This is a genomic window from Pontibacillus sp. HMF3514 (assembly GCF_009858175.1).
Taxonomy (GTDB): domain Bacteria; phylum Bacillota; class Bacilli; order Bacillales; family BH030062; genus Pontibacillus.
The window spans coordinates 2123505-2138525 of record NZ_CP047393.1 but is presented as its reverse complement, the minus strand read 5'-3'; the positions used below and the strand labels follow the sequence as shown (position 1 = coordinate 2138525).

The window sequence follows — 15021 nt, the reverse complement described above, 5'->3', positions numbered from 1 at the left end:
GGAGTGAGATGGAGGAAACTATTATGGATGGCATATATTTTTTATATATAAATTGGCTTTTATGGATTACAGTATATTTCTTTATGCCTAAATCCCAAAAGCGTACTTGGATTTCAGTTAGTCTGTTATTGCTTATTATTACAGCCTCTTTTGAAGTTGAAATAAGTTTCATTCTAATCAATGCATCTAATTTATTTATTACAATAACCTCAATAGTCATAATAGCCTTACATTCAAAACAAATCAGAACCACTTGTTTAGCGTTATCGGTTTCTATAGGTTATGTTGGAGCCTTAATGTGGGAAATGGTTAGCCCAGTGTGGATATTTGCTCCACGACTTCTCATCTACTCATTATTAGCTTTTCTTCTTGTCCTGTTTATACACCACTCTATGTGGCTAAGAATTGCTATTTGGGGGCTTGGAGCTTCGGTAGGAGAAATCATTTATTCCTTCATTCTTATGGATTATGGTTTCCAAGATGCTGTAGGTGACAAAGGTTTTTTGGATATTTATAGCGTCGTTATTTTACTGATTGTGATAACGAATTTAGTTAGTAAGTTAACAAGTTGGATGGAAAACACCATAACGGAAATAGTTAAACGAAAAGCTGGAATAAAAACGTAAATAAGATTCAATTGTCCCTTTGATTGGGTATTGATAAAGAAAGCTCATGAAACATCACAGAACTTGGTATGATAAGAAAAACATTGTTACTTATCAATCCTTTTGCTAAAATAAAAAAGTTAAGTGTTCATGTAGAATGAACACATGAAACAAAAATCTGAAAAACGAAATTGATAAGAAAGGGTGAACCTTTCATGAGAAAATCTGTAGTTGCAGTGGTAGGTCGTCCAAACGTAGGGAAATCAACAATCTTTAACAGACTTGTAGGTGAACGTATTTCCATAGTGGAAGACACACCAGGAGTAACAAGAGACCGTATTTACTCTGAAGCAGAATGGTTAAATACCACTTTTAATATAATTGATACAGGTGGAATTGAATTAGGTGATGAACCTCTTCTTGTACAAATGCGAGGACAAGCAGAGGTAGCAATTGATGAAGCGGACGTCATCCTCTTTATGGTTAACGGTCGCGATGGAATTACAGGCGCAGATGAGGAAGTTGCTCATCTATTGTATAAATCAAATAAGCCTGTTGTTTTAGCAGTGAACAAAATTGACAATCCAGAAATGCAAGAAAAAATTTATGAGTTTTATTCACTTGGATTCGGTGAGCCATTCCCAATCTCGGGTACACATGGACTGGGCCTGGGTGACATGCTTGATGAAGTAGTTAAGCATTTTCCTGAGAGAGCTATGCCGGATGAAGATGATGATACCATACACTTTAGCTTAATTGGTCGTCCGAACGTAGGAAAGTCTTCTCTAGTGAACTCAATCTTAGGTGAAGAGCGTGTTATTGTAAGTGAAATAGAAGGTACAACACTCGATGCTATTGATACCTCTTTTACAAAAGATGATCGAGATTATGTCATTATTGATACGGCTGGTATGCGAAAAAAAGGGAAAGTGTATGAAACAACAGAAAAATACAGTGTACTTCGTGCGTTGAAAGCAATTGAGCGTTCCGATGTAGTGTTGGTTGTGCTTGATGCTGATACAGGTATTATTGAACAGGATAAAAAGATTGCTGGTTATGCCCATGAAGCAGGAAAAGGTGTCGTAATCGTGGTGAACAAATGGGATGCCATTGAAACTGACGATAAAACGATGAAAAAATTCGAAGATAAAGTAAGGCAACAATTCCAGTTTCTTGATTATGCTCCAATTGTTTATCTATCGGCGAAAACAAAAAAACGTATGCACACACTATTACCGAGCATTCTTCTAGCAAGTGAAAATCATACAAAACGTGTTCAGACGAATATATTAAATGAAGTAATCATGGATGCTTTAGCATACAAACCAGTTCCATCCTTAAAGGGGCAGAAACTAAAAATCTTTTACGCAACACAGGTTTCTGTACAACCACCAACCTTTGTTGTATTTGTTAACGATCCAGATCTTCTACACTTCTCCTATGAACGTTTCCTTGAAAACCGTATACGAGAAGCATTTGGATTCGAAGGAACACCTATTAAGATATTCGCTAGACAAAGAAAATAGAGGGGGAATGTGCACATGGCAAGTGTTGCAGTTCTTGGAGCAGGAAGCTGGGGAACAGCTCTATCCATTGTTTTAGCAGATAATCAACATGATGTGCGTTTATGGACTCACCGTAAAGAACAAGCAGATGAAATAAATACTACCAACAAGAATGAGCGATATTTAAAAGATGCAACAATTCCATCTTCAATAACAGCTTATACGGATCTTTCTGAGGCTGTAAAAGATGTTACGGCCGTTGTTTTGGTGGTGCCTACAAAAGCGATACGAGAAGTATGTCAGCAGCTAAAAGAGACTCTTTCCAATAAGGTTACGCTTATTCATGCCACCAAAGGAATAGATCCCGATTCTTTGAAGCGTGTCTCCGAAATGATTAATGAAGAATTGCCGAATGATTTTTATGAAGATGTAGTCGTACTAAGTGGTCCAAGCCATGCTGAAGAAGTAGGCTTACGCCAGCCGACTACAGTTACGGTATCTTCCGCTACGATGTCAGAAGCGGAAAAGGCTCAAGACCTCTTTATCAATGAACACTTTCGTGTGTACACAAACCCTGATGTAATTGGTGTTGAGCTTGGCGGTGCTCTTAAGAATATTATTGCTTTAGGTGCTGGTATTTCTGATGGCCTAGGTTATGGAGATAATGCTAAATCTGCTCTTATCACAAGAGGCTTGGCTGAAATTGCTAGACTTGGCTCATCGATGGGTGCTAAGCCGCTCACATTTGCTGGTCTCACAGGTGTGGGAGACCTTATTGTCACTTGTACAAGTCCTCATAGCCGTAACTACCGTGCGGGGCATATGCTCGGTAAGGGACAGCCTCTAGAAGAGGTTTTAGAGCATATGGGAATGGTGGTAGAGGGTGTTCGTACGACGAATGCTGCTTACCAATTATCCAAACAACAACAGGTAGAAATGCCAATTACAGAAGGTATTGAGCAAATTTTATTTAATCATGCGCACCCGAAAGATGTTGTGGACCAGCTTATGACAAGAGGGCGTCGTCATGAAATGGAAGACCTTACGGATATTTTATAAAGAAACTATAGATTAGCTTCATTACTAAAGTTTAATCCATTTTTCACCCATAAAATTGAACCCGATTTTCATCTAATTGGATGGAGGTCGGGTTTTAAATATGAAAACCTTTTTTCGAGATAATACCTCACGCCTTTTCTTAGTCCGCATATACTATTTTGAACGAAAATTATGTTAGGAGGAAGCAGTGTGAGCGGATTTCAAAAGAAGGCTTTTGATCATCTACAGAAAAAAGCAAATCTTTCACCAGATGAAATCATGAAAGTGGCGGATTCTGTTAAGCATGCAAATTTTCAAGATGAAAAAACTGTACGTAATCTTGTAAAACAACTTTCTAAAATGGCTGGTAAGCCCGTTTCGAAAGAAAAAGAAGATAAAATTGTTAAAGCTATTACAGAAAACAATATGGATATGAATCAGTTAAATCAAATGTTTAAAAAATAGGTTTGGATAGGCATATGAGGATGCAGATCCAATATTATTCGCATACTATAAATCGCAGCAGTATATCATGTAGAGCTGTGTGATGGGTAGTGTTTAGTCAAATATCTAAGGCCGAGGTATGTATGCCCCTACTACCTCGGCTTTTTCATGTTTACATATTGTTTCCTTGCATAGTTGGATTTGTTTTATCAAAAGAGTTATTCGATATTTGGCAGTTATGTTGAATAAGCTGGTGCGGAGTGGTTCCGTTGCTTTTGTGGAGATCGGCGGGCTGGGAAACGGGCTGCTTTCCCCGGACGAACGATCGAGCCTCCTCATCCGCTACGCTCCTTGCGGGGTCTCGCTCGCCCGTTATCCCGAAGGAGTCAGCCCGTTTCCCAGCCCACCTTAGCCGAATGGTGATGAACGGAACCTCAGCTATCGTAAGGTTTTCTGATTTAAAATCTGTGGTTAAATCAAATATTTCTTATAGTGATCTAAAGCCTTATATGTAGAGGGGGTAGTATCTAAAATAAAATCACCTTAAGCATGATATTAAATGATCTCATCCTTGGGTCCGTTAACTTCCATAACATCAAGGGGTGAAGGAAACGGCGAACTCCAGTGGTAGAAAGGGCGGCCGAGACCCCGCAGAGAACGGAGTGAACGAGGAGGCTGAAAGTAAATAATGAAGATCGACTAAGACCGCCACATCGTGTGGCAACGTCGACCTACCCCACGTCGTGTGGGGCAGCAGGAGTATCGCCGTTTCAATGAACCCCTTACTCTTTTTTCGGCAACGGACCTCCTCAGCACTTTATCTCGAAACCAAGTCTTCCAGATAAGGGGGCTTTAATAGAACAAATATATCAAATAAACTTGATTTCATAAAAAATTCAATTTCTTCAACCTACAGTCTATGCCATACGTGTGGTATAATGACATTCGTTAAGTTGTGTCAAACGCAAAAGGAGCTGTCAATATGTCTGAATCGATGTTAAACATGTATATCTCTTTTGCAGGAATGATTTTTATGTTTTTAGCGATCGGCTTAATTATGCTTAGTCGTCTTAAGTTAAAAGGCGTAATCAGTGTCATTGTTGCTATATTGGCGTACATATTTATGATTCTTGCTGGAATTATTATCTTTTATATTGTCTTAAGCGGTCCAACATCGTAAAGATAAATCGGAGGAATAAACATGCACCGTAAGTTATTGAGTATGATGATACTTACCACTTTTTTATTATCTGGTTGTTTATATCCAGAGAACCGTTTGGCCAAAAACCAAACGCCTAACCAACTACAGCTAGATACTGTACAAAAGGCTGTTGATCAATTTGTTGAACAACATCCTATGGAATTACCGATTAAAACAAGAGAGCAAGATGTTCCGATCTTCAGAAAATACCCTGTGAATTTTGAACGATTAAAAGAAACGGGCATTATGTCTGAATTACCTGGGAATTCTTATGAACGAGGGGGAGTATATCAGTATGTGATTATAACCCCTGAAGAAGATCCTACAGTAAAAGTGATTGATTTACGTACAATTCAAGATGTGCGAGACGTAAATATGCGCTTGATCGCATATCGAAATGAACATAAATACCCTCCATTTAAGGAAGAAGTAGCTGAAGATATCTATTCAATTAATTATGAGTTAATTGGTTTGGATGAGCCTCCAACTGTCGTTAGTCCATATTCAGGTAATCGTTTACCAATTTTGATGGACGTAGATGGAAATCTTTATATAGATTATCGACAAGATCTTTATAATGCCTTACAAGAGTATGACCATAATTATGTAAATGGGGATGATATCCGATTCCTTCTTGCGGATCACTCAGCGATCGTTCCTGCATATTCATTGCCTTACACTGTAAAAGACGGTGAGCCTGTTTTTTACCAAAAAGGATCTTAGGTTATATAAAAATATTTACTAACTTTATCAAAAAGATGTCTGTTATCAGGCATCTTTTTTCATTTTCAATGATATATAAAGAAGAGGAGGTTTTTTCTACTGAAGAAGCCCCATTCTACTTAAGAGAAAGATTTCACAAAAACTAGTCATAATTTATTAGGACAACGTCATAGACTTGTAATGTCAAAGATTCGTAAGAGATTATGTCTTGCATATCCAGGCGAAGTAAATGGATCGGGAGGGATCACACTTGGAAAGAGTTGATATTTTCAAAGATATCTCAAAACGAACTGATGGAGATATTTATTTAGGAGTAGTCGGTGCGGTTCGAACAGGTAAATCTACATTTATTAAGAAGTTTATGGAGACAGTCGTACTACCAAACATTCAAGATGAGGGTGAACGTGCCCGTGCTCAAGACGAGCTTCCTCAAAGTGCAGCAGGTAGAACAATTATGACCACAGAGCCAAAATTTGTACCAAATCAAGCTGTCGAAGTACATGTAGATGAAGGATTGGACGTTAACTTTAGAGTTGTTGATTGTGTGGGTTATACCGTAGAAGGTGCAAAGGGGTATGAGGATGAAGATGGCCCTCGAATGATTAACACACCTTGGTATGAAGAACCAATTCCATTTCATGATGCAGCGGAAATCGGCACCCGTAAAGTAATTACAGAGCATTCAACAATTGGCGTTGTTGTAACAACAGATGGAACAATTGGAGAGATTCCACGTGAAGATTATGTAGAAGCTGAAGAACGAGTGGTAGAAGAACTGAAGGAAGTCGGAAAACCTTATATCATGATTGTTAACTCTGTTAAACCACATAGCCAAGAAACAGAAATGCTACGTCAAGAACTTCAGGAAAAATATGATATTCCTGTGCTTGCTATGAGTGTTGAAAGCATGAGAGAAGATGATGTGTATAACGTTCTACGTGAAGCATTATATGAATTCCCAGTGCTTGAAGTGAATGTTAATCTACCAAGCTGGGTAATGGTTTTAAACGAAGACCACTGGCTTAGAAAGAATTATCAGGATGCTATTCAACAGACTGTACAGGATATTAAACGCTTGAGAGATGTAGATAGAGTTGTAAACCAATTCGGTGATTACGATTATATTGACACGGCTCAACTTTCTGGTATGGAAATGGGTGATGGGGTAGCTGAGATAGACCTTCAAGCACCTGACCATTTATATGATCAAGTGTTAAAAGAAATTGTTGGCGAAGAAATTAGAGGTAAAGATCATTTGCTTCAGCTAATGCAAGATTTTGCACATGCAAAACGTGAGTATGATCAGGTTGCAGATGCATTAACTATGGTTAAACAAACAGGATATGGCATAGCTTCTCCTTCTGTTCATGAAATGTCTTTAGAGGAGCCTGAGATTATTCGTCAGGGGTCCAGATTTGGTGTAAGGTTAAAAGCTGTTGCCCCATCAATCCATATGGTTAAAGTGGATGTAGAGTCAGAGTTTGCTCCAATTATCGGCACAGAAAAACAAAGTGAAGAGCTAGTTCGTTATCTGATGCAAGATTTCGAGGAAGATCCACTGTCCATTTGGAATTCAGATATCTTCGGACGCTCTTTAAACTCCATCGTACGAGAAGGAATCAATGCAAAGCTATCTCTAATGCCAGAGAACGCTCAGTATAAATTACAAGAAACTCTACAGAGAATTATCAATGAAGGAAATGGCGGATTAATCGCAATTATATTATAAGCGGTTATTCGCCGCTTTTTTTCTTTTTTAAGAGTAAATACTCCACTTTTAAACTTTACTGAATGATCAAAATAAAGGCGCAACCCTTGCTGAACGAGGCTAGGGTTGTATTTTTTTAAAAAATTTTTTTGATTTTTTGTAAGTAGCTATTCCTTTAAGAATTCTGAACATTCTGGTGAGTGATAGTGCTGCTATATCCCTTGTGGCTCAAGGGTTTTGAGGGTGTAGAGTAATATTTTGATTATTCAGTAAAATAGACTGGTAAAGCCTAATAAGTATGGTAATATAGCCTGAATTATGAAGAATCTTGCCCGTTTTTATTGAATTTCCTCGACTCATCGTTTAATATAAGGCTTGTCATCAAGTTTTCTTGGTGATTAAGTGTATAAGACGCTGAAAAAATGTGAACAAAGGATAGTAATCATTACTTCTTTTGTTCAACCTGAACCTTATTACTTAGAGGAGGTGAATAGCATGAACAAGACTGATCTAATCAATGCAGTTGCTGAAAAGAGTGAACTGTCTAAAAAAGATGCTACACAAGCTGTTGATGCAGTTATTGAATCTATCACAGATTCACTTAAAGACGGTGAAAAAGTACAACTAATTGGTTTCGGAAACTTTGAAGTACGTGAACGTGCAGCTCGTAAAGGTCGTAACCCACAATCAGGTGAGGAAATCGAAATTTCAGCTAGCAAGGTTCCTGCATTCAAACCAGGAAAAGCCCTTAAAGATGCTGTTAAATAAACATTACATATAGGGCTTAAAAGGGCTGACTCATAGTAATGAGTCAGCCTTATTTTCTAATAAAAGTTAATTTGCTAAGAATAGCATTGAAATATAAAGGAGAAATTATAGATGAGTAACACAGGTGATTTTGTAGTCATTAAAGCATTAGAAGATGGCGTTAATGTAATCGGCTTAACAAGAGGGACTGATACCCGTTTTCACCATTCAGAGAAGTTGGATACAGGTGAAGTTATGATCGCTCAATTTACTGAGCATACATCAGCGGTAAAGGTTAGAGGTAAAGCATTGCTTCAAACGAGTCATGGTGAAATGTACACGGACACTGAAACAGACGCAGAGTAATCTCTGCTTTTCTTTTTGCACGTTAAGAAAGTAAAAAATTTTAGCAAAGAAGCAATTCGACGTAGTGAAAATTTTGAAAGAATGAAGTATAAGTGCAACTAAGCCTCTGTCTGCGCCTTAAAAGGCTTGCCAATCGGCAAGTTTTCTTTACTTGTTTCACCCATCTCATCTCCTTTACTATGAAATTTGATGAACTTGCCTATTTTCAAACTGAAATGGGTATTCTATACATACTTATAAATGTTCAATCGTCATAGATAATGCTATAATGGTGATGATATAAAAGCCGGGATTCGGCACGAAAGGCTTTAGGTGATGGCTTTGAAACAAAATGATTTAAATATATATGAGTTGAAAGCGTCTATAGAACAAGAGATCCGACATCCATACTTAGCAAAATTCCTGCCTAATCCTGTCATTAGTGAGGATAAGCTAATGTTCCTTTCAACTGTGTTGAATGATTCGGACCTACCCATTGAGAAACAAAAGAACTATATTGTAACGACAATGCTTGTTCAAATAGCTTTAGATACACATGAACTTGTAACACTTAACACCGATAAAGAGGACAATCTTTCAAAGAAGAATCGTCAGCTCACAGTATTAGCTGGGGATTATTATAGTGGACTTTATTATTTTTTATTATCTAAGCTTGAAGACCTCCCTATGATTCGGACATTAGCCTCTGCAATCAAAGAGATCAACGAACTAAAGATGCGAATTTATACACAAGAATTCGCCAGTATGAATCAAGTTATGGATGGTCTGAAGCAAGTAGAGTCTCTCCTTATACAAAGAGTAGCAGAGTTCGTCAATAAACCTAGTATGAATGATGTTGCAGCTGATTGGCTTTTAGCTATGCGTTTGCAAACAGAAAATAACCGCTATCGTGATAGAGAAAATGCCCCGCTATTAGAACTTCTTTTAAAAAGTCGTTTCGTCCATCAAAGCGGTGGACAGGCAATGAGAACCATTGAAAAATTCGTCCATCAACATCTATTGCTTGTAGAAGAGTCCATCACACAGCTTCCACAACGTTTTGAAGCATTAAAGCAATATTTACAAAAACATATTTATAACAGCGTTTACTTTAATCAACATGCAGTGGAAGAAGGGTAATATATGAACGAACAAACAAAATCCGAAAGAGTCCATCACGTTTTTGAGAAAATATATAATCGATATGATGTAATGAACTCTATTATATCTTTTCAACGCCATAAAGCTTGGCGCACAGACGTTATGAAACGCATGGATGTGCAAAAGGGAGACCATGCACTTGATGTTTGCTGTGGTACAGGTGATTGGACTATGGCACTTGCAGATTCTGTTGGTGAGGAAGGTAAAGTCGTTGGTTTAGACTTTAGTCAAAATATGCTCTCAGTAGGAGAAGCGAAGAAAAAGGAATTAGAAAAAGACTTTGTTTCTTTTGTTCATGGAGATGCCATGAATCTTCCTTTTGAGGACAATTCATTTGATTATGTAACCATTGGGTTCGGCTTACGTAATGTACCTAATTATGAACAAGTTTTAAAAGAAATGACTCGCGTCGTTAAACCAAATGGAAAAGTTGTTTGTCTTGAGACGTCTCAGCCTTCCATGATTGGTTTCAAACAAGGGTATTATATTTATTTCCGATATGTGATGCCTTTCTTTGGTAAACTTTTTGCCAAAAGTTATGATGAATATGCTTGGCTATACGAATCAGCAAAAGATTTTCCAGGACCAAAACAGTTAAAGAGTATGTTTGAGCGTGCTGGGTTAGAAAACGTAATTGTAAAGCGTTATACGGGAGGTGTTGCCGCCATGCATATGGGGCAAAAGCCATCTACATCCCAAAAGAATGATTCTTAAAGGTGACTTCAATGAAATTAGCGATGATATATCCATTTCTGAAAAATGATTTAGATAAAATAGAAAAAGCGTTGAATGAAACGATTCAGGCGGAGAATGACGTCCTACGAGAAGCATCCACCCAATTACTTGAAGCAGGCGGAAAAAGGATCCGTCCTGTTTTTGTTTTATTGGCTGGAAAATTTGGGGACTATGATTTAGAACGGATGAAACATGTTGCTGTCTCCTTAGAATTAATTCATATGGCTTCTTTAGTTCATGATGATGTGATTGATGAAGCCGAATTAAGGCGAGGGGAGCCGACTATTAAGGCTAAATGGGATAACCGCATTGCCATGTACACGGGTGATTATATCTTCGCAAGGGCCATTGAATGCCTCTCTAACCTTCAAAAACCTCAAGCTCATCGTATTTTGTCTGAAACGATTGTGGAAGTATGTTTAGGGGAGATTGAACAAATTAAAGATAAATTTAATTGGGATCAAAACCTCCGTACGTATTTACGTCGTATCAAACGGAAGACTGCTCTATTAATAGCGGTGAGTTGTCAACTTGGAGGAATAGCGGCTAATGTATCTGCCAAGGAAGAGAAAGCTCTTTTCCAATATGGCTATTACGTTGGAATGTCCTATCAAATCATTGATGATGTTCTGGACTTTACTGCAACAGAAGAAGAGCTAGGTAAACCTGCTGGAAGTGATTTATTACAAGGAAATATCACATTACCTGTCATCTATGCGATTGCACAGGACGATGACTTTAAGCATAAATTAGAAACCTTATTCCAACAAGGGCAACAAGAAATCTCTCAAGAAGATTTAACATCCGTTGTGAATCATATTAAAAACTCTCCAGGAATAGAAGCTTCTTTATCATTAAGTGAACGTTATTTAAATAAAGCGTATGAAGCTCTAGAACAGCTTCCTGAACAAAAGGCAAAACAAACTTTTAAGAGTATCGCTCGATATATTGGAAAAAGAAAGTCTTAAAAGGGTTTGCTACTTTTCGGAAAATTTGATAGAATTTTTATCGGTTCATATTTAAACGCTTTCATAAATCTAACTACATACGAAGAGGTGGAGAAAATGGAAAAAACGTTCATTATGGTTAAACCTGACGGAGTTCAGCGTAATTTAATCGGAGATATTGTATCTCGTTTCGAGAAAAAAGGATTTAAACTTGCGGGTGGTAAACTCATGAGTATTCCTAATGCTCTAGCAGAGGAGCATTATGGTGAACATAAAGAGCGCCCATTCTTTGGGGAGCTTGTTGATTTCATTACTTCTGGTCCTGTTTTTGCTATGGTTTGGGAAGGCGAAAATGTAATCGCTACCGCACGTCAAATGATGGGTGCTACCAAACCAGCTGAAGCACTACCTGGTACGATCCGTGGCGACTATGGTATCACAGTAGGTAAGAACGTCATTCATGGTTCTGACTCTCCTGAGAGTGCTGAACGTGAAATCAATCTATTCTTTGATAAAGAAGAATTAGTAGATTACGATAAAAACGACGCTTCTTGGCTATACTAATCAACTATTTTGAAGGAGAGATCAGCGATTACGCTGGTCTCTTTTTTTAATTGTGCTTTACAACTATAAAGAGTTCAATTACGATTAGCTTGATAAAGATAGAAAGAGTGGTTAGGGGAGAAGAGGGCTATGTCCATGGATTATGAAACATTTATAAAGCAAGTTAATCATCATACTGGTATTGATTTATCTCTTTATAAGGAAGCTCAAATGAAGCGTCGTCTGACCTCATTAAGGGAGAAAAGAGGATATAAGGGTTTTGACGCATATTTTAGAGCATTAAAAAATGATGATGAGCTATTCTATGAATTTTTAGATCGAATGACCATTAACGTCTCTGAGTTTTATCGAAATGCACAACGGTGGGAAGTGCTTGAAAAAAATATTCTACCGGATTTAATAAAAAACAAACGTCAATTAAAGGTTTGGAGTGCTGCCTGTTCTACAGGAGAAGAACCATACACACTAGCTATGGTATTAAGTGAATACTTCAAATTGAACAATATACAAATCTTAGCAACCGACATAGATGAGAATGTTATGATGAGGGCGAAGAAGGGAGTTTACCCTAAACGTTCGTTAAAAGAAGTTCCTGAGAAGATAAGACAAAAGTTCTTCAAACAAAGCGGTGATTTTTTTCAAGTAACAGATGATATTAAACAATGTGTCACGTTCCGGAAACATAATTTATTAGCTGATACATATGACAAGCAATTTGACTTAATTGTGTGCCGAAATGTTTTGATTTATTTTACGGAAGAGGCTAAACAAAATGTATATAAGAACTTTAGTCAGGCTCTTCATGATGGTGGCGTTTTGTTTGTTGGAAGTACTGAACAAATCTTTAACCCACAAAAATATAACCTTAAACCATTAGAAACATTTTTTTATCAAAAGTCCTAATCCAACAGGAGAACCTATTATGGGTTCTCAATTTTTTTATAATTTCATATCGATACTTTTTCTTGGATATGATAGAGTCATTATTAAAATCCTGTACATATTGGAAGGAAGGTTATTATGCGCTATTTAACAGCTGGAGAATCACACGGAAAACAATTAACTACAATTATCGAAGGCATACCTTCAAATTTACCTCTATATAGAAAAGATATAGATGAATCATTAATTCGCCGTCAAGGTGGTTATGGCCGTGGACGCCGTATGCAAATTGAGAAAGATTTAATTGAGATTACTTCAGGGGTCCGTCATGGGTACACATTAGGCTCCCCAATCTCTTTAGTCTTAAAAAATGATGACTTTACCCATTGGAGAAATATTATGGGTGAAGATCCGATAGGTGAAGATGAAGAAGTTCGACGTACGATTAGTAGACCTCGCCCAGGACATGCTGATTTAAATGGAGCAATAAAATATGGACACCGTGACATGCGGAATGTATTAGAGAGATCTTCAGCTCGAGAAACAGCTGCTAGAGTAGCAGCTGGTGCTGTAGCGAAGAAAATGCTTTCCTCTCTAGGTATCAATATTATTGGGTATGTTCGTAACATTGGTGGAATAACTTCACAATTTGACGAAGATTTATCTTGTGATGAGAAAAAAGAAATCTCAGAAGAATCACCTGTTAGGACATTAGACAAAGATGCTGAACAAAAAATGATGAATGCTATTGACGAAGCAAAAAAAGAAGGAGACTCCATCGGTGGCGTCGTAGAAGTAATGGTAGAAGGAATGCCTGCTGGTGTGGGTTCTTATGTACACTATGATAGAAAATTAGATGCTCGCATTGGCGGAAGTGTTATGAGCATAAACGCCTTTAAAGGTGTAGAGTTTGGAGTAGGTTTTGAAGCAGCTAACCTAAATGGAAGCCAAGTCCATGACGAGATTGATTGGGATGAAGAAAGAGGTTATTACCGTAAGACCAATCGATTGGGCGGTTTTGAAGGCGGAATGACAACAGGGATGCCTATCATTGTAAAAGGAGTTATGAAGCCGATTCCTACTCTATATAAGCCTTTACAGAGTATAGACATTGATTCAAAAGAACCGTTTAAGGCAAGTATAGAACGCTCTGATTCATGTGCTGTTCCAGCAGCTTCTGTAGTTATGGAGCATGTTGTTGCTTGGGAGCTTGCAAGAGCACTTACAGAACAATTTCCTCATGATCGTTTTGAACAATTACAAGAAGCCTTAGACCAATATCGAAAAGAGATTAGGGATTTCTAATGAAGTCTATTAATGTTAAAACAGCTTCAGTACCTTATACAATTTATGTTGGAGAGGGAATCCGCCATCAGATAAAAGATTTTTTTTCACACCGTTATGATCAAGTAATGATCATAACGGATACGCACGTTGCACCTCTTTATTTAGATGACGTTGTCTCTGCCCTTGGAAATGATATAAAGGTTAGCACCTATATCATCCAAGCTGGTGAAAGCTCTAAATCTATTGAGGCATTTGAAGCATGTCATACAGAAGCAATAAATGAAGGTTTGAATCGTCATTCATTAATTATTGCATTAGGGGGTGGCGTAGTAGGTGATTTAGCTGGTTTTGTAGCTGCTACGTATATGAGGGGGATTGATTACGTACAAGTCCCAACGACTGTATTAGCTCATGACAGTAGTGTAGGAGGAAAGGTAGCTATTAATCACCCACTTGCTAAAAATATTATTGGAAGCTTCCACCAACCTAACTCTGTTATATATGATACTGAAACATTAAGCACACTATCCGAACAGGAATGGCGTTCGGGTATGGCAGAGATAATTAAACATGCGTGGATTCATGATCCAACCATGTTAAGTACCTGCTTTGAATTAGAGCAATTCTCGGAAGAACCTAAGGAAGTTATTGAACATTTACTTTGGAAAGGTATATCCATTAAAGCCAATATAGTAGAAGAAGATGAAAAAGAGCATGGCGTACGTAGCTATTTAAACTTTGGTCATACATTAGGTCATGCTTTAGAAGCTGAGCTTGGTTATGGGGAGATTACCCATGGTGAAGCTGTGGCTCTCGGGATTGATTTTGCTCTTTTTCTAAGCGAACGATATACCCAACAAAAGCTTCTGCCTAGAAAAGCATATCAACAATGGCTAAAAACTCACGGTTATCCAATTCAAATACTTGGATCCATTCATGTTGACTCACTGCTTGAGATGATGAAGCGAGATAAGAAAAATATTCACCAGTCTATTCGTTTTGTTTTATTATCAGAAACAGGATATCCCATTCTTCACTCGTTTGAAGAAAAAACTTTAAGACAAGAACTTGAAATGTTTAAAAAGGAATGGTCGACTGTCGAATGAGCACAACATGTCATGATTGTGTA

The 15021-nt window shown here is 37.7% G+C and carries 16 protein-coding genes; all 16 read left to right on the top strand.

Going from position 1 to position 15021, the window contains the following annotated elements; translation table 11 throughout:
* Window positions 1-23 precede the first annotated feature (23 nt).
* The 16 genes from GS400_RS11025 to aroB all read left to right on the top strand — a co-directional run bounded on the left by GS400_RS11025 (window position 24) and on the right by aroB (window position 14998).
* Window positions 24-626 carry a YphA family membrane protein gene (locus tag GS400_RS11025; protein ID WP_160101711.1) on the top strand — a complete coding sequence of 201 codons (603 nt, stop codon included), beginning with the start codon at window positions 24-26 and terminating at the stop codon, window positions 624-626.
* A gap of 194 nt (window positions 627-820) precedes the next feature.
* Window positions 821-2131, top strand: coding sequence for a ribosome biogenesis GTPase Der (gene der, locus GS400_RS11020; RefSeq protein WP_160101709.1), 1311 nt, complete (start codon window positions 821-823; stop codon window positions 2129-2131).
* Between the two features lie 15 nt (window positions 2132-2146).
* A complete protein-coding gene (locus GS400_RS11015; RefSeq protein ID WP_160101707.1) occupies window positions 2147-3169 on the top strand; it encodes an NAD(P)H-dependent glycerol-3-phosphate dehydrogenase in 1023 nt (340 codons plus the stop codon).
* A gap of 189 nt (window positions 3170-3358) precedes the next feature.
* Entirely contained in the window at window positions 3359-3613 is a 255-nt protein-coding gene (locus GS400_RS11010) for a stage VI sporulation protein F (RefSeq protein ID WP_160101705.1), read from the top strand.
* Window positions 3614-4574: 961 nt separating this feature from the next.
* Window positions 4575-4772, top strand: a complete 198-nt coding sequence (locus GS400_RS11005) for a DUF2768 domain-containing protein (RefSeq protein WP_160101703.1) — start codon at window positions 4575-4577, stop codon at window positions 4770-4772.
* A gap of 21 nt (window positions 4773-4793) precedes the next feature.
* Window positions 4794-5516 carry a hypothetical protein gene (locus GS400_RS11000; RefSeq protein WP_160101701.1) on the top strand — a complete coding sequence of 241 codons (723 nt, stop codon included), beginning with the start codon at window positions 4794-4796 and terminating at the stop codon, window positions 5514-5516.
* Window positions 5517-5766: 250 nt separating this feature from the next.
* The gene (gene spoIVA / locus GS400_RS10995; protein ID WP_160101699.1) at window positions 5767-7245 is read left to right on the top strand and encodes a stage IV sporulation protein A; all 1479 of its coding nucleotides are present in this window, start codon (window positions 5767-5769) and stop codon (window positions 7243-7245) included.
* Between the two features lie 474 nt (window positions 7246-7719).
* A complete protein-coding gene (locus tag GS400_RS10990) occupies window positions 7720-7992 on the top strand; it encodes an HU family DNA-binding protein (protein WP_036843149.1) in 273 nt (90 codons plus the stop codon).
* 111 nt (window positions 7993-8103) lie between these two features.
* Window positions 8104-8337, top strand: a complete 234-nt coding sequence (mtrB, locus tag GS400_RS10985; RefSeq protein ID WP_027447426.1) for a trp RNA-binding attenuation protein MtrB — start codon at window positions 8104-8106, stop codon at window positions 8335-8337.
* Between the two features lie 321 nt (window positions 8338-8658).
* Window positions 8659-9456 carry a heptaprenyl diphosphate synthase component 1 gene (locus GS400_RS10980; RefSeq protein WP_160101697.1) on the top strand — a complete coding sequence of 266 codons (798 nt, stop codon included), beginning with the start codon at window positions 8659-8661 and terminating at the stop codon, window positions 9454-9456.
* A gap of 3 nt (window positions 9457-9459) precedes the next feature.
* Complete coding sequence (locus tag GS400_RS10975) at window positions 9460-10191, top strand: demethylmenaquinone methyltransferase (RefSeq protein ID WP_160101695.1); 732 nt, start codon at window positions 9460-9462, stop codon at window positions 10189-10191.
* Window positions 10192-10202: 11 nt separating this feature from the next.
* Entirely contained in the window at window positions 10203-11180 is a 978-nt protein-coding gene (gene hepT, locus GS400_RS10970) for a heptaprenyl diphosphate synthase component II (protein ID WP_160101693.1), read from the top strand.
* Between the two features lie 96 nt (window positions 11181-11276).
* Window positions 11277-11723, top strand: coding sequence for a nucleoside-diphosphate kinase (gene ndk / locus GS400_RS10965; protein WP_027447430.1), 447 nt, complete (start codon window positions 11277-11279; stop codon window positions 11721-11723).
* A 129-nt stretch (window positions 11724-11852) separates the two neighbouring features.
* Complete coding sequence (locus GS400_RS10960) at window positions 11853-12626, top strand: CheR family methyltransferase (protein WP_160101691.1); 774 nt, start codon at window positions 11853-11855, stop codon at window positions 12624-12626.
* 117 nt (window positions 12627-12743) lie between these two features.
* Window positions 12744-13910 carry a chorismate synthase gene (aroC, locus tag GS400_RS10955; RefSeq protein ID WP_160101689.1) on the top strand — a complete coding sequence of 389 codons (1167 nt, stop codon included), beginning with the start codon at window positions 12744-12746 and terminating at the stop codon, window positions 13908-13910.
* On the top strand, window positions 13910-14998 hold the full coding sequence (gene aroB, locus GS400_RS10950; RefSeq protein WP_160101687.1) for a 3-dehydroquinate synthase: 1089 nt from the start codon (window positions 13910-13912) through the stop codon (window positions 14996-14998). The genes aroC and aroB overlap by 1 nt, the downstream gene beginning before the upstream one ends.
* Window positions 14999-15021: the final 23 nt, after the last annotated feature.